At 38.7% G+C, this 21499-nt stretch carries 12 protein-coding genes; 11 read left to right on the top strand and 1 reads right to left on the bottom strand.

The features are described 5' to 3' along the window. Positions 1 to 274: 274 nt before the first annotated feature. Positions 275 to 2860 carry an ATP-dependent Clp protease ATP-binding subunit gene (locus tag MUN53_RS06655; RefSeq protein ID WP_243324136.1) on the bottom strand — a complete coding sequence of 862 codons (2586 nt, stop codon included), beginning with the start codon at positions 2858 to 2860 and terminating at the stop codon, positions 275 to 277. A 337-nt stretch (positions 2861 to 3197) separates the two neighbouring features. Here MUN53_RS06655 and gyrA point away from each other — a divergent pair, with 337 nt between their 5' ends. The 11 genes from gyrA (at position 3198) to MUN53_RS06600 (ending at position 21371) form a co-directional block, all read left to right on the top strand. Continuing rightward, positions 3198 to 5765 carry a DNA gyrase subunit A gene (gyrA, locus tag MUN53_RS06650; protein ID WP_022455643.1) on the top strand — a complete coding sequence of 856 codons (2568 nt, stop codon included), beginning with the start codon at positions 3198 to 3200 and terminating at the stop codon, positions 5763 to 5765. A gap of 56 nt (positions 5766 to 5821) precedes the next feature. Next, a complete protein-coding gene (locus tag MUN53_RS06645) occupies positions 5822 to 7039 on the top strand; it encodes a tetratricopeptide repeat protein (RefSeq protein WP_243324133.1) in 1218 nt (405 codons plus the stop codon). Between the two features lie 207 nt (positions 7040 to 7246). Continuing rightward, positions 7247 to 8512 (top strand): TolC family protein, encoded by a 1266-nt coding sequence (locus tag MUN53_RS06640; RefSeq protein WP_243324131.1) that lies wholly within the window; start codon positions 7247 to 7249, stop codon positions 8510 to 8512. A 38-nt stretch (positions 8513 to 8550) separates the two neighbouring features. After that, on the top strand, positions 8551 to 9642 hold the full coding sequence (locus MUN53_RS06635; protein WP_243324130.1) for an efflux RND transporter periplasmic adaptor subunit: 1092 nt from the start codon (positions 8551 to 8553) through the stop codon (positions 9640 to 9642). A gap of 7 nt (positions 9643 to 9649) precedes the next feature. Beyond that, positions 9650 to 12772: an efflux RND transporter permease subunit gene (locus MUN53_RS06630; RefSeq protein WP_243324128.1), complete on the top strand. Its 3123-nt coding sequence runs from the start codon at positions 9650 to 9652 to the stop codon at positions 12770 to 12772. Between the two features lie 46 nt (positions 12773 to 12818). Then, the gene (locus MUN53_RS06625) at positions 12819 to 13496 is read left to right on the top strand and encodes a response regulator transcription factor (RefSeq protein WP_243324126.1); all 678 of its coding nucleotides are present in this window, start codon (positions 12819 to 12821) and stop codon (positions 13494 to 13496) included. Beyond that, positions 13493 to 14701: a sensor histidine kinase gene (locus MUN53_RS06620; RefSeq protein ID WP_243324124.1), complete on the top strand. Its 1209-nt coding sequence runs from the start codon at positions 13493 to 13495 to the stop codon at positions 14699 to 14701. Before MUN53_RS06625 ends, MUN53_RS06620 begins: the two co-directional genes overlap by 4 nt. 411 nt (positions 14702 to 15112) lie before the next feature. Continuing rightward, positions 15113 to 17164, top strand: coding sequence for a molecular chaperone HtpG (gene htpG / locus MUN53_RS06615; protein ID WP_243324123.1), 2052 nt, complete (start codon positions 15113 to 15115; stop codon positions 17162 to 17164). Positions 17165 to 17275: 111 nt separating this feature from the next. After that, positions 17276 to 17740, top strand: coding sequence for an alanyl-tRNA editing protein (locus MUN53_RS06610; protein WP_243324122.1), 465 nt, complete (start codon positions 17276 to 17278; stop codon positions 17738 to 17740). 84 nt (positions 17741 to 17824) lie between these two features. Further along, a complete protein-coding gene (locus tag MUN53_RS06605; protein ID WP_022455648.1) occupies positions 17825 to 19075 on the top strand; it encodes a phosphoglycerate kinase in 1251 nt (416 codons plus the stop codon). A gap of 97 nt (positions 19076 to 19172) precedes the next feature. Continuing rightward, positions 19173 to 21371 (top strand): beta-N-acetylhexosaminidase, encoded by a 2199-nt coding sequence (locus MUN53_RS06600; RefSeq protein WP_243324121.1) that lies wholly within the window; start codon positions 19173 to 19175, stop codon positions 21369 to 21371. Positions 21372 to 21499: the final 128 nt, after the last annotated feature.

Genomic DNA, 21499 nt, shown 5'->3' with positions numbered 1-21499 from the left:
TAGAGAATATTTCCATTACTTCTTTGATTTTTATTATTATTATTATCCCTTTGACTCTCTAAAGATAAATACTTTTTAAAAGGTCTGGAAGTTTGTAATGCGTCAGCCCTGTAATGGGATTCTGATTCAGAAGATACGAAACAGGAGTTGCAAACCTGACTGAAAATAGGAGAGAATTGAATGGGAGAGGCATAAAAAAAAGCAAGGCATAGAACCTTTCTCACGAGAGACTCTAGCCTTGCACGGGCGTTTTACATGAAAAACATAAATGATATCAAGAATTATGTCCGGATGTCTGCTTTACTGAAGTGATGATTTTCTGTTCATTGGTATCAAAATCTACCACCATTGTATCACCACCTGTAACAGACGACCGGATGATCAGTTCCGCCATCTCGTCTTCCAAATACTTTTGGATAGCTCTTTTCAGCGGACGGGCACCGAACTGTACATCGTATCCTTTCGAGGCTACAAAGTCTTTGGCTGCATCGGTGATCTCGAGGGAATAACCCAAATCTTTCACACGCTTATACAAACCTTTCAGTTCGATATCAATAATTTTATAAATAGCTTCTTTATCTAATTGATCAAACATAATGATGTCGTCAATACGGTTCAGGAATTCAGGAGCAAAGGCTTTGTTCAAGGCCTTCTGGATCACACCTCTTGAGAAGTCTTTATCCACTTCGCCTGCCATTTGCGTATTGAAACCCACTCCACGTCCGAAGTCCTTCAACTGACGTGTACCGATATTCGACGTCATAATCAGAATTGTATTCTTGAAATCGATCCGACGGCCCAAACTATCCGTCAGACGTCCTTCGTCGAGTACTTGCAACAACAGATTGAATACATCCGGATGTGCCTTTTCTATTTCGTCGAGCAAGACAACCGAATACGGCTTCCGGCGAACTTTTTCCGTTAATTGTCCACCTTCTTCATAGCCGACGTATCCCGGAGGCGCTCCAATCAGACGAGACACGGCAAACTTCTCCAGATATTCGCTCATATCAATCCGGATCAATGCATCCGCCGAATCAAACAGATATTCTGCAAGCTTCTTAGCCAAATGCGTTTTACCTACGCCAGTCGGTCCGAGGAACATAAACGTGCCAATCGGCTTGTTCGGATCCTTCAGTCCGACACGGTTACGCTGGATAGCCTTGACAATCTTATGCACAGCATCGTCTTGTCCGACAACCTTACTTTTTAGAATGTCGCTCATTTCCAGCAATCGGGCATTCTCTGCCTTCGCGATTCGTTGAACCGGCACACCCGACATCATAGCAATCACTTCTGCTACTTTGTCTTCATCTACCGTTTCCCGATGCTCTTGCATTTCCTTTTCCCATTTAGCCTTGGCCGATTCCAATTCCATTAAGTATTGTCTTTCTTTATCGCGGAAACTAGCTGCCAACTCAAAGTTCTGCGATTTCACCGCTGCCAACTTTTCATTCTTCGTTGCCTCTATCTTGGCTTCCAGCTCTTCAATACTTTTCGGAACGATAATATTAGAAATATGTACGCGCGAACCCGCTTCGTCTAAAGCATCAATGGCTTTATCCGGGAAATTCCGGTCGCTGATATAACGTTCTGTCAATTTGACACACGCTTCTAAAGCTTCCGGTGTATAATAAACATTGTGATGTTCTTCGTACCGGTCTTTGATATTGTTCAGAATCTGTAATGTCTCTTCTGCCGTTGTCGGATCCACAATCACTTTCTGGAAACGACGTTCCAGTGCACCGTCTTTCTCGATGTTCTTACGATACTCGTCCAATGTAGTGGCACCAATGCACTGAATTTCACCGCGAGCCAAAGCAGGTTTCAACATATTGGCCGCATCCATCGAACCGGCAGCCGAACCGGCGCCGACAATCGTATGAATCTCATCAATAAACAAAATGATATTCGGATTCTTGGAAAGTTCGTTTAAGATCGCCTTGATACGTTCCTCAAATTGTCCGCGATACTTCGTGCCTGCCACAATAGATGCCATATCCAGGCTAATCACTCGTTTATCAAACAAAATACGAGAAACCTTCCGTTGTACGATACGCATGGCCAAACCTTCTACGATGGCAGATTTACCTACGCCCGGTTCTCCAATCAATACCGGATTATTCTTCTTGCGACGGCTTAAAATCTGTGCCAGTCGTTCGATTTCTTTTTCCCGGCCTACAATCGGATCCAAACGGTTTTCGGCAGCAGCCCGTGTCATATCGGTACCGAAATTATCCAATACCGGTGTATCATTGGGCGATTTTGACGGAGCAGCACCCGCATTTCCCGAAGAAGAGGAGCGAGGATTGTCCCGACGAGAGAAGTTGTCATCTTCATCTTCTTCATCATCGTCTGTATATCCGTCTTCAATTTCCATTAATTCTTCATCTTCAGGTTCATGGTCTGCATGCCTATAATTAGGTTCAGATTCTTCCCGCAACTTTTCAAAGAGAGAAGAATAAGAAATTCCGGCATCCATCAGGATACGGGCAGCAACATTATATTCTTCACGGATAATAGCCAGCAACAAATGCTCGGTATCCGTTTGGTCTTTATGTAAATTACGCGCTTCTGCATCGCTCATCCGCAATACCCGTTCAGTAGTTTTGCTAACGGTTATTTCCTGGGTTGAGTAATCAGAATCGACGGTATTTTTGATTTCCTGTTCAATCAGCCGTTTGATCGTAAACGGATCAACATGAAAATCCTCCAGCAATTGATAAGCTTTTCCTGAACCGTCGCGAATAATGCCCAGCATCAAGTGCTCCGGACCGATATAAGTATTCTGTAAGCGGCCGGCTTCCTCGCGACTGTATTCAATAACGTCAATCAATCTTTCTGAATATTTATTTTTCATCCTTATAATATATATAGGTGTATAATAAGAAATCTCATTCCTTTCAGCAGATCTTATTCCTTAAAATCCACATCAGGATTCGTGAATCCTTCCATCTATAATTGCAAGATGCAAAGATAAACTTTCTTGCGTAAACTTTATCTTTTGTAGCCTTAAAATTTATCCACAATTTGTTTTTAATAGTTTTATCAAATACTGTGCCACCATTCTTTAAATAGATTTAGAATGGGTTAAAATATAATTTTTAAGCCGATTTTCTTTCGTAATCGACAGAAAAGCCTTACTTTAGTGCACTTTTTAATAGATTTAAAATCTAGTGTAATTAATATAAAACTAAATGGTTGATCAAGACAGAATTATAAAGATTAACATTGAGGAAGAAATGAAGTCGGCCTACATAGACTATTCTATGTCGGTGATCGTTTCACGTGCTCTTCCTGATGTACGAGATGGTTTCAAGCCTGTTCATCGCCGTATATTATATGGTATGAACATGATTGGAAACACATCCGACAAAAAACATCTGAAATCTGCAAGAATTGTTGGTGAAGTTTTAGGTAAATACCATCCGCATGGCGATAGTTCCGTTTACGGCGCGCTGGTTCGTATGGCTCAATGGTGGTCCATGCGATATACATTGGTAGATGGCCAGGGAAACTTCGGCTCAATGGACAATGATAGTCCGGCTGCCATGCGTTATACAGAGGCACGCCTCAGCAAACTGGCTGAAGAAATGCTTCGTGATATAGATAAAGATACAGTCGATTTCCAACTGAACTTCGACGACTCTTTAAAGGAACCGACCGTATTGCCAACCCGCATTCCGAATTTGCTGGTGAATGGAGCTTCGGGTATTGCAGTCGGTATGGCTACCAATATGCCGACACACAATTTGTCTGAAGTATTAGACGGTTGTATGGCATATATCGATTCTCGTGGAGAAATAGAGATAGAAGACCTGATGCAATATATTAAAGCACCAGATTTCCCAACGGGAGCTACAATTTATGGTTACGACGGAGTAAAGGAAGCCTTCATGACCGGACGTGGTCGAATCGTTTTACGCGGTAAGGCTGAAATCGAAGTCGAAAACAACCATGAACAAATTATCATTACTGAAATTCCGTATCAGGTTATCAAATCAGATTTGGTAAAGAGTATTGCTGATTTGGTAAATGAAAAACGTATTGATGGCATTTCGGATGTAACAGATGAGTCAAGCCGCGCCGGTTTACGTATCGTTGTTGATGTAAAACGTGATGCGAATGCTCAGGTCGTTCTGAACAAATTATATAAAATGACGGCTTTGCAGTCTTCGTTTAGTGTCAACAATATCGCCTTGGTAAACGGACGTCCGCGTTTGTTGAATCTGAAGGATCTGATCAAAGCGTTTGTTGACCATCGTCATGAAGTCGTAATCCGTCGTACACGGTATGATTTGGCGAAAGCAGAAGAACGTGCCCACATCCTGGAAGGCTTGATCATTGCTTCCGATAATATTGATGAAGTAATCGCAATCATCAAATCGTCAACCAGTCCGCAAGAAGCTATTGAACGATTGATGGAACGCTTCTCTTTATCTGATCGTCAAGCTAGAGCTATCGTTGAAATGCGTTTACGTCAGCTGACAGGACTGGAACAAGACAAACTGCGTGCTGAATACGAAGAACTGGAAAAACAAATTGCCTACTTGAAAGAGATCCTTGAAAACGATGATCTTTGTATGAAGATTATCAAAGATGAATTGCAGGAAATCAAAGACAAGTATGGAGATGAACGTAAGACCGATATCATCTATGCTTCGGAAGATCTGAATCCGGAAGATTTCTATGCTGATGATGAGATGATCATTACTATTTCTCACATGGGTTATATTAAGCGTACTCCGCTGGCAGATTTCAAGGCTCAGGGACGAGGAGGAATAGGAGTGAAGGGTTCGGAAACACGCGATGAAGACTTCATTGAATATATTTATCCGGCATCTATGCATGCAACGATGATGTTCTTCACCTCTAAGGGCCGTTGTTTCTGGTTGCCGGTTTATCAGATTCCGGAAGGAACAAAGAATGCTAAAGGCCGTGCGATCCAGAATCTGTTGAATATTGAGGCAGACGATAAGGTACAAGCCTTTATCCGGGTTAAGAAACTGACTACCGATACAGAGTTTGTCAATTCGCATTATCTGTTATTCTGTACGAAGAAAGGTATTATCAAGAAAACTTGTCTGGAAGCCTATTCTCGTCCACGCCAGAATGGTGTTAATGCCATTACCTTGCGTGAAGATGACGGCTTGATTCAGGTTTGTATGACAAATGGAGATCGGGAAGTATTGATTGCCAACAGAAATGGTCGTGCAATCCGCTTCCATGAAAGTGCCGTTCGTGAGATGGGACGTACTGCTTCAGGTGTTCGAGGTATGACTCTCGATGAAGATGGTATGGATGAAGTAGTCGGTATGGTATGCATCAAAGACAAAGAAAAAGAAACGACATTGGTTGTTTCCGAACAAGGATACGGCAAACGTTCACACATTGATGACTACCGAATCACAAATCGAGGAGGAAAAGGTGTAAAAACTTTGAATATTACAGAGAAAACTGGTAAATTAGTGGCCTTCTTGAACGTGACGGATGAAAATGACTTGATGATCATCAACAAGTCAGGTATTACCATCCGGACGAAAGTATCAGATTTGAGTATTATTGGTCGTGCAACGCAAGGAGTACGCCTAATTAATTTAGGAAAACGAAATGATGAAATCGCTTCTGTTTGTAAAGTATTGACTGATTCGGAAGAACAGGCAGCGGCAGATAAAGCGAGCGGAGAGGCGAGAGAACAGGCTCAGGAAGCAACTAACGAAGAGAATGTAATTCAGCCGACTGATGACAATCAATCTGATGAATAATCATTAAAAACCGATAGATAAACAAATAGAATATTTATTTAAAACTTTTATTTACAATGAAAAAAGTATTATTGACAGCAGCACTTTGTATGGCGTTTTCAGCTTCGTTTGCACAAAAGAAAGCTGTAAGTGAAGCACAGAGTTTAGCAAAGGGTACAACCCCGAATTTTGAAGAAGCCAGATCAGTGATCAAAGGCGCTCTGGAAAATGCAGAAACAAAAGATCAAGCTAAAACTTGGTATGTAGCCGGTTTTATCGAAGATCAGCAGTTCAGCACAGAAAGAACAAAGCAAATGTTAGGCCAGCAGCCGAATGAAGTTGTAATGTATGACGCTTTGGCTAAGATTCTGCCGTATTTTGAAAAGGCTTATGAATTAGATCAGCAGCCGAATGAAAAGGGTAAGATCAAACCGAAGTTCACAAAAGATATTAAGAGTGTTTTGAGTGCTAACCATGTATATTATATCAATGGTGGTGCTTATTATTTCGATCAGAAAGATTATCAGAAAGCATACGACTTCTTCCAGCAGTATCTGGAAATCTCTGATCATCCTATGTTCAAAGATACTCCGACAGCTGCTCGCGACTCTAACTTCATGACTGTTCAGTTCTATGCAGCCGTTGCAGCTACTCAGTTGAAAGATTCTCAGAAAGCTATTGCAGCTCTGGAACGTGCTAAGAATACAGACTATCGTCAGAATGATGTTTATCAGTATCTGTGCTACGAATACGAACAAGCTAAAGATACTGTTAACTTGGAAAAAACCTTGAAAGAAGGTATGGAAAAATTCCCTGATGAAAAGTATTATATGCTGAGCTTGATCAATAACTACATCTATTCAAACAGAAACGAACAAGCTATTGAATACTTGAATTCTGCAATTCAAAAAGAACCGAACAATGCACAGTTGTATGATGTAATGGGTCGTGTTTATGAAACAGGCGTAAAAGATTATGCTAAAGCAGAAGAATACTTCAAGAAAGCTGTAGAATTGGATGGTGAAAATCCAGATATCTTGGCCAACTTGGGTCGTGTATATTACAACCAGGGTGTAAACAAATTGGGTGAAGCTAACTCAATTACTGATAGCCAGAAATATCAGGAAGAATCAGCTAAAGCTAAAGCTTTGTTCGAACAAGCAATGCCGTATTTCGAAAAAGCACATCAGATGAAACCTGATGAAAGAGATTATATGACAGCTTTACGTGGTATCTATTATAACCTGAACATGGGTGACAAGTTCGATGCAATCGAAGCTGAAATGAACAAATAATATTTCTGTAATTCAATAAACATATTAAGCCTGCTCTTCTTTTAAAGAGCGGGCTTTTTCTTTTTATCAATCTTGATCATGAAATAAATAATATCATCCGTATTTTAATCAATTTCTAATTTGTATTAAGTCTTTTCTAATCACCTTTATACCAGTTCTATAAACCACATCATCTATTTTTGTCGAACTTAAAATGAATAAGAGAGCATGAAAAGGATGATGACTTTATCACTGTTTGCTTCACTTTGTATATCAATTTATGCACAAGATGGAAAGCAACAGCTTGTAACGCTTCGGGATGCCGAACAATGCCTGATGACAAACAACTTACAATTATTGGCAGAACACTACGAAATCAACAAAGCCGATGCCGCTATCATTCAGGCAAAATTATTTGATAATCCTGTAATTTCATTTGAGCAGAATGTATATAACCGGATAAACGGAAGGTATTTCGACTTTGGGAAAAATGGACAATCGGCTGTTGAATTAGAACAATTGATTTATATTGCTGGTCAGCATAATAATCGTATAAAACTGGAAAAAGCCAATAAAGAAAAGGCTCAATATCAATTTGAGGAAATAGCAAGAACACTGCGTAGTGAACTCAAACAGGATTTTATCCATTTATTCTATGCTATCCAATCACAACAGGTATATGACGCTGAGATCAATTCTCTTGAAAAGATTATTGAAACCGCAAGTCGTCAACAAGAGCACGGCCATATTTCTCTCTTAGAACAGACACGTTTGGAAGCATTATTGCTTTCACTTCAGAATGAACGAAACGAATTGGCTAACCAGATAATTCATCTGCAAGTAACTGTTAAACTTTTAATGGGAATACCAGCAGACCAGCTTCTGGAACCCATCTTGAACGAATCCATTTTACCATCCATTGACCTGACAAGCATTCCTTTTTCTGACTTATTGGAATATACGCAGGCCAGAGGCGACATTAAACTAGCAAAAGCCCAGACATTAACTTCAGAAGCCTATATGAGACTTCAAAAATCACTCGCTTTTCCCGAAGTAAGTATTAAAGGGATATATGACAAAGCAGGAAACTTTATTAATAACTACTGGGCAATCGGTATCAATGTTTCTATTCCTATTTTCAATCGAAACCAAGGAAATATTAAAGCAGCTCAATACGCCATTAAACAATCCAAGAAACAAGAAGAGCTATCTCAAAGATTGGCAGAAAATGAGTTATTTACGGCTTATGCACGTCTTGATAAAGCTATCCAGCTATATCAAAAAACAAACTGGAATCTTGCCGATAATCTTTTAGAAATAATAGATGGTGTAAATCACAATTTTCTAAAAAGAAATATCAGTCTGTTGGAGTTTATTGATTACTATAATAGCTATAAAGAAATCTACTTACAATTAAATCAGATTAAACAAGATTTATTTTTGGCAATTGAGGACATCAATATCGTTACAGATCACAATGTGTTTGTTTATTAATTTCCATTCTCAACACAGAACAAGATAAATATAGAATTATGAAATATCAGAAATTATGGGTATGTTTATTCGTTTTGCCCTTTGTATTTTCATGTACAAAAAATAAGAAAGAAGAAGATGAAAGTAGCCCTGAGCTATTCTGTCTGACAGATAGCTTAATGCAAGTAGTTAGTTTAGATACGGTTTCGTGTCAGTCTCTTAAACGGGAGCTTTTATTAAACGGACGTGTTGATTTTGATATGGACAAAGTCACTCCAGTCTATTCTATGCTTAGTGGTGATGTAATGACCGTTCATGCAGAAATAGGAGATTATGTAGAAAAAGGGAGTGTGCTGGCATCTATACGAAGCCAAGAAATTGCTAATCTTACTAAGGAACGTCAGGCAGCAGAACAACAAAAACGGATAGCTGAAAGGAACTATCAGGCTGCCGAAGAGATGTTCTCTTCTGGTATGATATCCGAACGTGATAGGATGGAAGCAAGCCGATCATTATCGGACGCAGAAGCTGAACTGCAACGAATCCACAAATTATATGATTTGTATCCGACAGATCAAGATACTTACTATTTACTTAAAGCTCCCGTATCCGGTTTTATTACCGAAAGGAATATTAACGTCAACCGTTCCATCCGTCCGGATCAAGAAGAGAAATTATTCACAATTGCAGGGCTGGAAAAAGTATGGATCACAGCAGATGTTTATGAAAGTGACATTAATAAAGTCAAGGAAAAACAACCGGTCCGGATTACTACTTTAGCCTATAAGGGTATGGAATTTAATGGAGAAATAGATTGTATAAATCATGTATTAGATCAAGAAAGCAAAACGATGCGTATCAGAATCAAGCTTGACAATCCACAAATCCTTTTAAAACCGGGTATGTTTGCCAATGTGTATGTCACGCAACAAGAGGACAAGTTAGAACTGCCTTGTATTCCTGCTTCTTCTGTTATCTTTGAGAATGGCCATCAATATGTAGTTACCGTTTCAAATCAAGGATTATTACAAAAACAGGAAATTAGTATCTATAAACAGGATCAAACAAACTGTTTCGTGGAAAAGGGACTCAAACAAGGAGACATCTTGGTTAATCACAATTCATTATTAGTTTATAATGCCCTAAAATAATTATATTATGCATTCTTTCATTGACAATATAGTCACCTTCTCTCTGAAGAATAAATTCTTTATATTCTTTTGTACCGGTTTGAGTATTCTTATTGGAATAGCCTGTTTCACCCGTACACCTGTTGATGCTTTCCCGGACGTAACAAACACCAAAGTAACCATTATTACTCAATGGCCGGGGAGAAGTGCAGAAGAGGTAGAAAAATTCATAACGATTCCTATTGAAATCGCTATGAACTCTATGCAGAAGAAAACGGATATTCGCAGCTCAACCTTATTTGGTCTATCTGTAGTCAATGTGATGTTTGATGATCATGTAGATGATTTCTTTGCACGCCAACAAGTATATAATCTCTTAAATGATGCAGACTTGCCGGAAGGAATAACACCAGAAGTACAGCCATTATACGGACCAACAGGGGAAATTTTCCGATATACTCTGCAGAGTGACAAACAGACTGTAAGAGAATTAAAAACTTTACAAGACTGGATGATAGACCGAAAGCTGAGAGCTGTCCCAGGAGTGGCAGATATTGTCAGCTTTGGAGGAGAAGTAAAAACGTTTGAAGTCAGTATTAATCCTAATCAGCTGATGAGTTATGGAATTTCTACTCTAGAATTATATGAAGCCATTTCCAACAGTAATCTGAATGTAGGAGGTGATATTATTACAAAAAGTTCACAGGCCTATGTTGTCCGTGGAATCGGATTAATAAACGATATTAAAGAAATCGAGAATATCGTTGTAAAGAACATTGGCGGAACACCAATCCTTGTAAAACATCTGGCAACAGTAAAAGAATCTAATCTACCTCGTTTAGGCCAGGTCGGTTGTATGGACAAAGATGACGTAGTAGAAGGAATTGTCATCATGCGAAAGGGGGAAAATCCAGAGCTGGTCATTAATGCTTTGAAAGATAAAATCAGAGAAATACAATCGGAACTGCCGGAAGATGTCCGTATAGTTCCTTTCTATGACCGGGAAGACCTGGTACATCTCGCTATACATACTGTTACGAAAAATCTGACGGAAGGGCTTGTGTTTGTCATCTTCGTCATTTTGATCTTTATGGCAGACTGGAGAACAACGGTTATTGTAGCAGTTATTATCCCACTGGCATTGTTGTTTGCATTTATCTGTCTGTATATAATGGGGATGAGTGCCAACCTTCTATCAATGGGAGCTATCGACTTTGGTATTATTGTCGATGGGGCTGTAGTTATGACCGAAGGACTTTTCGTCATGTTGGATAAGAAAGCAAAAGAAGTTGGTATGCCAGCTTTTAACTTAATGAGTAAGATGGGTATCATCAGAAAGACAGCCAAAAGACAGGCTAAATCTGTTTTTTTCTCCAAAATGATTATCATCACGGCTCTCTTTCCCATCTTTTCTTTCCAAAAAGTAGAGGGGAAAATGTTTAGTCCGTTGGCATATACTTTAGGGTTTGCTTTATTAGGAGCGCTTCTTTTCACACTTACTTTAGTTCCTGTCTTGTCGTCTATCTTATTAAAGAAAAATGTGAGTGAAAAACATAATCCATTTTTAAATGCAGTTAATCGATATGCATCCAGTATGTTTGATTATTGCCATCGGTTTAAGAAACGAGTCATTGTTTCATCCACAATCATCGCTGTAGCTGGGTTATGGAGCTTTACTTGGCTAGGGACAGAGTTTCTTCCTCAATTAAACGAGGGTTCAATTTATATCCGGGCCACATTACCTCAAAGTATTTCTTTACAGGAATCTGTTAAACTAGCCAATGAAATAAGGGGGAAATTACTTTCGTATGCTGAAGTTAGAAAAGTCTTGTCACAGACAGGTCGTCCGAATGATGGAACTGATGCAACCGGATTTTATAATATTGAATTTCATGTGGATATTTATCCCGAAAAAGAGTGGAAAAGTAAACTGACTAAAAATGAACTGATCGAAAAGTTACAGAACGATATGGAAATATATCCGGGAATAGACTTTAATTTTTCCCAACCGATAACCGACAATGTGGAGGAAGCAGCCAGTGGAGTGAAAGGCTCTATTGCAGTTAAAGTATTTGGTAAAGATCTATACGAATCTGAACAAACAGCTGATAAAATATACAATGTACTGAAAACTGTTGATGGGATTGAAGATTTGGGTGTTATCAGAAATATTGGTCAGCCAGAACTGAGAATTGAACTAAACGAATCCAATTTAGCCAGATACGGTGTCGCTAAAGAAGATATCCAGTCAATCATTGAAATGGCAATAGGAGGGAAGAGCGCTTCTTTATTATATGAAGATGAACGGAAATTCCATATCATGGTTCGTTATGCGGAAGAATTCAGAAGAAATGAGGAAGAAATCGGTAAAATTTTAGTTCCGGCTAAAGATGGAGCCATGATTCCAATCCAAGAACTGGCCGATATCAAAACAATCACCGGACCGCTGATTATATACAGAGATAATCATACCCGTTTTTGTGCTGTGAAATTCTCTGTCAGAGGCCGAGATATGGGAAGTGCAGTAAAAGAAGCACAACAAAAAGTAGCCCGACAGGTATCCTTGCCGGAAGGTTATACCTTAAGATGGACAGGTGATTTTGAAAATCAGCAACGAGCTAGTAAACGGTTGGCACAGGTTGTTCCTATCAGTATAGCGATTATATTTATCATTCTGTTTGTTCTATTCGGTAATTCAAGAGATGCCGGCTTGGTTTTATTAAATGTTCCTTACGCTGCAGTAGGTGGAATAGGAGCTTTATTGATTACAGGATTTAATTTCTCCATTTCTGCCGGTATTGGTTTCATTGCACTTTTCGGTATTTGTATTCAAAACGGCGTCATCATTGTTTCTGATATCAAACAAAACTTATGGAATGGATTGAAACTGGAAGAGTCAATTCACCAAAGTGTGAAAGTCAGGGTTCGCTCTGTTTTAATGACTGCCATGATGGCAACTATCGGTTTGATGCCTGCTGCCGTAAGTACTGGTATCGGATCAGAAAGTCAACGCCCGTTGGCTATTGTTATCATAGGAGGTTTGGTAACAGCCACATTTTTTACCTTATTTATATTTCCATTGATGATTGAATCCGTTTACCGAATCGTTTTATTCGATAAAAATGGGAAATTAAAACAAAGAAAATTGTGAAGATGATTGATATGATTTAATTTTGTATAAATTCAATGTGAGCAATATGGCTAAAATTCTAGTTGCAGAAGATGAGATTAATATCGCCTCTTTCATTAAAAGAGGATTGGAAGAGTTTGGTTATACCGTTTTTATTGCCGGTAATGGGGAAGAAGCATGGGACTTAATCCGGCAGGAATCATTTGATCTATTAATGCTTGACATTATCATGCCTCAGATGGACGGTCTGCAACTTTGCCAGCAATTTCGTCAGATATTCGGATATACAACACCTGTACTTATGGTGACGGCTTTAGGTACAACCGAAGATATTGTTTCCGGTCTAGATGCTGGGGCCGACGACTATATCACCAAACCATTCAGTTTTGCTGAATTGCAGGCACGATTAAGGGCTCTTTTACGTAGGAAAGAAGCACATCCTTCTGCAGCCATTTTAGAGTGCGCTGATTTACAATTAAACACAGCCTCAAGGAGAGCCTACCGGAATGGACTGACAATAGACTTAACGGTGAAAGAATGTAGGTTGTTGGAATTCTTTATGCATAATCAAGGAGCCGCATTAAGTCGAATGCAACTCTTACGTGAAGTCTGGGAAAAGAACTTTGATACCAATACAAACATTGTAGATGTATATGTCAATTACCTTCGCTCTAAAATAGATAAAGGGTTTGATAAGAAATTGATCCATACAGTTGTAGGTGTAGGTTATATGATGGAAGCATGAAGACAGGCAACAAAATAGTATGGGTATATACATGGCTTATCGTAGGATTAGTTGTGTTTGTGGCAGTATTGTTCTATATCCTTACTGCAAGGTCTATTAATAAGGTATATGAATCTTATCTGGCAGAGCGAGCTATCGCTACAGCTGAAAAGTATTGGGAACGAGATGAATTAGATGATGCAAGCTATGATCTGGTACAAAAACGGTATGACCAAGCATTGCCTATTGCCAAAGAGTTAATACTGAACGCTGACTCAGTCATTAAAGTTCGGAAATCGTTATCACGCTATTTGTCAGACGATGAAATTACTGAATTATATACAAAACATATTGTACACTTTGAAGGGAAGGACCATCAATATGGAGTTGCTCTTTATTATCCTGATAATGAAGGAAATTTCATCGTTCTAATACGATCTAATAATCGATACGGAGCAGATATTATTTCTTATATGGGCTGGATGCTGTTGGCGGCTTTTGGAATCACAGCTATTTTAGTTTATGGTGTAGGGAAATTATATGCAGGACGATTAGTCAATCAAATTGACGATGCGTATCAAAACGAAAAATCCTTCATCAGTAATGCTTCCCACGAATTAAACAATCCGTTGACAGCTATTCAAGGGGAATGCGAAATCATGCTTTTAAGAGAACGGACTTCACAAGAATATATTTCTGCGTTAGAGCGTATTAAGTCAGAAAGTCAGCGAATGATAATTTTAATGAAACACTTACTATTTCTTTCTCGTGGAGATAAGGAGATAATAAATAGTGCTATTGAGCCCATTAATTTACAATCATTTATAAAAAACTTTGCTGTTCATCCTGTTAACTTCAGGGCAGAAGGCCCTGAAGTTGTTATAAAAGCTAATCCATATTTATTGGGTATTGCTATTCAGAATATTGTAAATAATGCTTGTAAATATTCGAAAGGAAAGGACGTATTAGTACGCGTCAAAGAATACAATGTATATATTGAAGATCAAGGAATTGGTATTTCTGCGGATGATATAAAACGTATTTTTCAACCGTTTTACAGAGGAAAAAATGCCAGAGGATTTGAGGGTCAAGGTATCGGCTTGACATTATCAATCAGAATATTAGAATCTTTTGGAGCTAAGATTAGAATTAATTCCGAAATGAATAAAGGAACTCAAGTGCATATATGTTTTCTGCCATTATCAAATTTTGCAATGCAAATTTGAAATAATCTCATGCATGTATTTAATAATGACATACAGTAGAAATAGGGTTTGTATATTTCATATTTCTATTTAACATAATCATAATTATAAATCAATAGGGATTTATCAACAGAAATAGGTATATATGAAACTAAAACCAATATGAATCAAAAACGATTCTCGTTGGTTTCGTTTTTGAATCTCGTATATTTTATCGCGAAATCTTTAAATCGCAGTTTTTATAGACATATGAATCTTGTCATAGCCAAGAAAATTTGGCAGTAGATTTATATATCATCTGAAGAAATGTCAGATAATATTCATTTTTGTCTTTGTTAATAACTTTGGTATTCTATTTGTAGATTAATAGATGATTTGTATGATTAAATTGAATGCAAAGAATAAGTTTGATAATAATAAAAAAATATCAATATGAACAAGAATGGTAATATCGGGGTTACAAGCGAAAATATCTTCCCGATCATCAAAAAGTTTCTATACAGCGATCACGAAATTTTCTTGCGTGAATTGGTTTCAAATGCAGTAGATGCTACGCAGAAATTAAAAACATTGTCATCTGTCGGCGAGTTCAAAGGTGAAATGGGCGATTTGACAGTCCGGGTTAAATTTGACGATCAGACTATCACAATCTCCGACCGTGGTATTGGTATGACAGCTGAAGAAATTGATAAATACATCAATCAGATAGCATTTTCTGGAGCTGAAGAATTCGTTGAGAAATATAAGAATGATGCGGCTGCAATTATCGGCCATTTTGGTTTGGGATTTTACTCTTCTTTCATGGTTTCAAAGAAAGTTGAAATTGTAACCAAATCATATAAGGAAGGTGCACAAGCTGTAAAATGGAGTTGCGACGGTACTCCTACTTATACCTTGGAAGAAACCGAAAAAGCAGATCGAGGAACAGATATTATCTTGTATATTGATGATGAAAACAAAGATTTTCTAAATCAGCAGAAGATTGCCGGATTACTGACAAAATATTGCCGTTTCTTGCCTGTTCCAATTGCTTTCGGCAAAAAACAAGAATGGAAAGACGGCAAATATGTGGATACCGACGAAGATAACATCGTGAATGATACAACTCCGGCTTGGGTTCGTAAACCAGCTGAGTTGAAAGATGAAGACTACAAAAAGTTTTATCAGGATTTATACCCTATGTCAGACGAACCGCTTTTCTGGATTCACTTAAATGTGGATTATCCGTTTAATCTGACTGGTATTTTATACTTCCCACGTATCAAGAGTAATATCGACTTACATCGGAACAAAATCCAATTGTATTGCAACCAGGTATTCGTCACAGATTCTGTAGAAGGAATCGTACCTGAATTCCTTACATTGCTTCATGGTGTGATCGATTCGCCGGATATTCCATTGAACGTTTCACGTTCTTATCTGCAAAGTGACCAGAATGTGAAGAAGATTTCTAGTCATATTACAAAAAAGGTAGCTGACCGTTTGGAAGAAATCTTTAAGGCTGACCGGAAACAGTTCGAAGAGAAATGGGATTATCTGAAGCTATTCATTCAGTATGGTATGTTGACGGATGAGAAATTCTATGACCGTGCAGCGAAGTTTGCATTACTGAAAGATATTGATGATAAATACTTTACACTTGATGAGTATAAGACTTTGATCAAAGATAATCAAACAGATAAAGATGGTACACTGGTTTATTTGTACACAACCAATAAAAATGAACAATACAGTTATATCCAAGCTGCCAAAGACAAAGGATATAGTGTATTGGTAATGAATGGACAGTTGGATGTTCATGCTATCGGCCAGTTGGAACAAAAATTGGATAAAGTTCGTTTCGTTCGTGTTGATAGCGATACGATCGATCGTTTGATTCCGAAAGAAGAAGTTGGAAAAGTTTCATTGGAAGAAGAACAACGGGAAGCTTTGCAGGAAATCTTCAAGAGCCAATTGCCAAAACTGGAAAAGACAGAATTTATGGTGACTCTGGAAGCTATGGGTTCAAATTCGAATCCGGTTGTTTTGACACAAGGCGAATATATGCGTCGTATGCGTGAAATGTCGGCTATGCAACCAGGAATGGCTTTCTATGGAGAAATGCCTGACAGCTATAATCTGGTTATCAACACGGATCATGCTCTAGTCAAAGATATTCTGGAGAACGAAGAGTCTGCTTGCAATGAAAAACTGCAACCTATTTTAGCTGATATGAAAGGCTGGAAAGCTCGTCAATCAGACTTACGTGAAACACAGAACAGCAAGAAAGAAGAAGAAATTACTGAAGCTGAAAAAGAAGACATGACGAATACCAATAAAAAGATTGCAGAGTTGCGTGTGGAATGCAATAAAATCATTGCTGAATACGCAGCTGGCAACAAGAAAGTCAGTCAGTTAATCGATTTGGCTCTCTTAAGCAACGGTTTGCTGAAAGGTGAAGCTTTGAGTAATTTCATCAAACGTAGTGTTGACTTGATCCACTAATCAATAAAATGGTGTATATAGTTTATTAAGGCAAAAAGGAAGAGATTGTCTGGAATCCTCTACTGAGATTCTGGATGATCTCTTTTTTATTAATATCATTTGATCACAAGTATGGAACAAGAAATCCAATTAAATGAACATAACAAACAAGAATATCCTCCCATGCATACAGCAGAACATATTCTGAATCAAACCATGGTAAGGATGTTTGGTTGCCCACGCTCGAAGAATGCTCATATCGAACGGAAAAAAAGTAAATGTGATTACGAATTGACAGATGCCCCTACTCCTGAGCAAATGCAAGAAATAGAACGTCGGGTTAACGAGGTTATTGACCAACACCTGCCGGTGACCATAGAATTTATGCCGAAAGAAGAAGCGGCTTCTATTGTCGACTTGAGTAAGCTTCCCGAAGATGCCAGCAACACACTACGTATTGTCCATATCGGAGATTATGATACGTGTGCATGTATCGGTGTGCATGTACAAAATACCTCAGAAATAGGACATTTCAAGTTATTGACCTACGACTATACAGAAGGGCGTTTACGCCTGCGATTCAAACTCATTGAATAAAAAATGCCTGTCAATAGCGAAATAAGAATATTTTTATGTAAGTTTGCAAGTACAAATGACCATATTTTTTAAATAGACAATATTATGACAATTGATCAGTTTAAATTTGCCGGAAAGAAGGCAATTGTTCGCGTGGACTTTAATGTACCTCTCGACGAAAATGGTAAAATTACAGATGATACCCGTATTCGTGGTGCGCTGCCTACATTGAAAAAGATTTTGGCAGACGGTGGTAGCTTAATCATTATGTCTCACATGGGCAAACCAAAAGGAAAGGTAAACGCCAAGTATTCTTTGAGTCAGATTGTAGATGCAGTATCAGCTCATCTGGGTGTTCCTGTACAATTCGCTCCGGACTGCGCAAAAGCTGGTGAAGCTGCTGCAGCATTGAAACCGGGTGAAGTTCTTTTGTTGGAAAACTTACGTTTCTATCCGGAAGAAGAAGGCAAGCCTGTAGGTATCGAAAAAGAAGATCCTGCTTACGAAGATGCTAAGAAAGCAATGAAGGCTTCTCAGAAAGAATTTGCCAAGACTTTGGCTTCTTACGCTGACTGCTACGTAAACGATGCATTCGGTACAGCACACCGTAAACATGCTTCTACAGCTGTTATCGCTGATTATTTCGATGCAGACCACAAGATGTTGGGTTACCTGATGGAAAAAGAAGTACAGGCTGTTGACAATGTATTAAGTAATATCAAACGTCCGTTTACAGCTATCATGGGTGGTTCAAAAGTATCTACTAAGATCGGTATCATCGAAAACTTGATGGATAAGGTAGATAACCTGATCTTGTGTGGTGGTATGACTTATACATTTGCTAAGGCTCAAGGCGGAAAGATTGGTATGTCTATCTGCGAAGACGATAAATTGGATTTGGCATTAGACATCATCGCAAAAGCAAAAGCAAAAGGTGTAAACTTGGTTTTGGGTACAGACTGTGTTGCTGCTGATGCATTTTCTAACGATGCCAATACACAAATCTGTCCGGCTAACGATGTTCCTGAAGGTTGGGAAGGTTTGGATGCTGGTCCTGAAACTCGTAAAGCATTTGCAGATGCAATCAAGGGTGCTAAGACAATCCTTTGGAACGGTCCTGCAGGTGTATTCGAATTCGATAACTTCACTGCTGGTTCTCGTGCTATTGCTGAAGCTATTGCTGAAGCAACTGCTAACGGAGCTTTCTCTTTGATTGGTGGTGGTGATTCTGTTGCTTGTATCAACAAATTCGGTATGGCAGACAAAGTTTCTTACATCTCTACAGGTGGTGGTGCTTTGTTGGAAGCTATCGAAGGTAAGATTTTACCGGGTATCGCAGCTATCAAAGGTGAGTAATTTTTCAATTACACATACATAAAGGAGGAAAATGGGGAAATCTGTTTTCCTCCCTTTTGTTATTATCAAATTAGTATTCATTTATACCGAAAGACACATGATGAAACACTTAATTTCAGCCTTATTCCTTTCCTGTAATTTAGCTTGTTTGGCCGCGCAAGAAATTACGATTATCCCTAAACCAGTTGAAATGCATCAAGGAAAAGGTTATTTCCAATTAAACCCACAAACAATCATAACATATCAAACAACTCTTCGCCCCCAAGCAGAATATTTGCAAGAAGTTATTGCTGCATCTACGGGCTGGGATCTAAAAATAACCGAGGGGAAACCCGTTTCTGGTAGTATCCATTTAGCTCAAAATACATCTTCCGGACAAGCAGAAGCTTATAATCTCGTTGTAAAGCCTGAATGTATTCACATTGAAGGTACAGATGCGGGAGGTGTTTTTTATGGAATTCAGACCCTATTACAACTATTTCCCAGTGAAATATATAGTGCTACCCGACAAAAAAATGTACAATGGGAAGCGCCAGCCATAACGATTTCGGATGCTCCTTCGCATCCTTGGCGTGGTATGATGCTTGATGTAGCCCGGTATTTCTATGATAAAGATTTTGTCAAGAAATACATCGACATGATGGCTATGTATAAAATGAACAAGCTGCAATTCCATTTAATAGATGATTCTGGTTGGCGTTTGGAAATCAAAAAATATCCAAAGTTGACAGAAATAGGTGCTTGGGCAGGTAAAGATCAGAATCGGTTGGGTGGATATTATACACAAGAAGATATCAAAGAAATAATTGCTTATGCAAAAGTACGGAATGTAGAGATCATTCCTGAAATAGAATTTCCGGCCCACATGCTTTCTGCGGTTGCAGCCTATCCCTGGTTGAGTTGTAAAGGTGAGCCCCGTGAAGTTCCAAGCCAACATTTCATCAGTCGCGATCTGCTTTGCGTCGGGAAAGAATCTTCTTATCAGTTCTTGCAAGATGTATTGGATGAGACTGTAAACCTGTTTCCTTCTCATTATATTAATATAGGTGGAGATGAAGCAGTTTATGATAATTGGGAAACATGCCCAAAATGTCAGCAGGTAATGAAGGATAATGGATTGACTAAAGCTTCAGACCTTCAAGGATATTTGACAAATCAAGTCTTACACATGATGAAGGAAAAAGATCGGACTGTCATTGGATGGGAAGAGATTATTCAGCGTGGTAAACTTGATGATCAAGTAGTAGCATTGTTCTGGCATAATGAAAAAGATACCATTCAAGCCGTAGAACACAATCATTTGGCAATTCTTACGCCGGCAACACATGCCTACTTGGATTTTCCGGAAAGTAAAACTCCTGGAGAAGTCAAGGCTGCCACTTGGATGCCTCCGATTTCCGTAGAAAAAAGTTATTCTCTAAATGCAAAAGACTACGCACCGGGTTCACATGTTTTGGGTGTACAAGGCTGTTTCTGGTCTGACCAGTTTATTCATGGAACGATTCTACAAGAGATTACCCCACTCAACGAAAACCGGTCTGAAAATTATGCTGAATACTTAACTTTTCCACGTCTGTTAGCTTTGGCTGAAGTTGGTTGGACAAAACAAAATCTACGGGAATACAATGATTTTGCACAGCGTCTAAAGTACCACTATGCACGTCTGGATCAGAAAGGATGTAATTATCGTGTTCCGGAACCGACTATTGTTTCTATGAAAGAGTCGGATAACGGTGACATAACATTTACTTTGACAGAGAGTGTTGCTGGGGCTCCAATTCGTTACACAACGGATGGAAATTATCCGACAATCCATTCTCCACTTTATACATCACCTGTAAAAGTTGAAAGTAAAAATGATTTTCGGGCAATGACCGTGGTTTCCAATCGGCATTATTCATTGCCGATCTATTTTGCCAATGATTATTCCCAATATAAAGAGTTTGGGCAGTTTACAGATGAATGGAGACCAACCGTCGTTTTAGCCAACCAAATTGCTCCTTGGAAAATAGATGCGACCGGAAAAATAGCAGGAAACGGAACCTATGAAGTGACATTCATCCAAACAAGTGGAGATAATAACCTGCAGATCCAAAGCATGAAAGTGCTCAAACGAGATGAACTTTTGGATAATCAGGAACAAGCACAAACCGTAACACGGGAGAAAAAGGTGACATTCCGTTTCCAGATTAATTCATTTGAGGCAGGAACACCTTTCTATCTAGAACCTCAAATGGCTGGACAAGGGGGAAATGATACCAAAGGTCTTGTATTTATCCGTAAAATTACAGAGTAATACTTTGTTTAAACCTCGTTATCAGGAGTTTTTTGAAGAAAATCCTAACATGAGGAAATAAGGAGATCACCAAAAACAGAAAAACTGAGCTTCTGAAATATGTAGAAACTCAGTTTTTTTGTTTTCTA

Origin of the sequence: Parabacteroides faecalis (genome assembly GCF_022809355.1) — a bacterium.
GTDB classification, from domain to species: Bacteria; Bacteroidota; Bacteroidia; order Bacteroidales; family Tannerellaceae; genus Parabacteroides; species Parabacteroides faecalis.
Note: the sequence above shows the minus strand (reverse complement) of the source record. Positions and strands in the feature narration are given on the sequence as shown.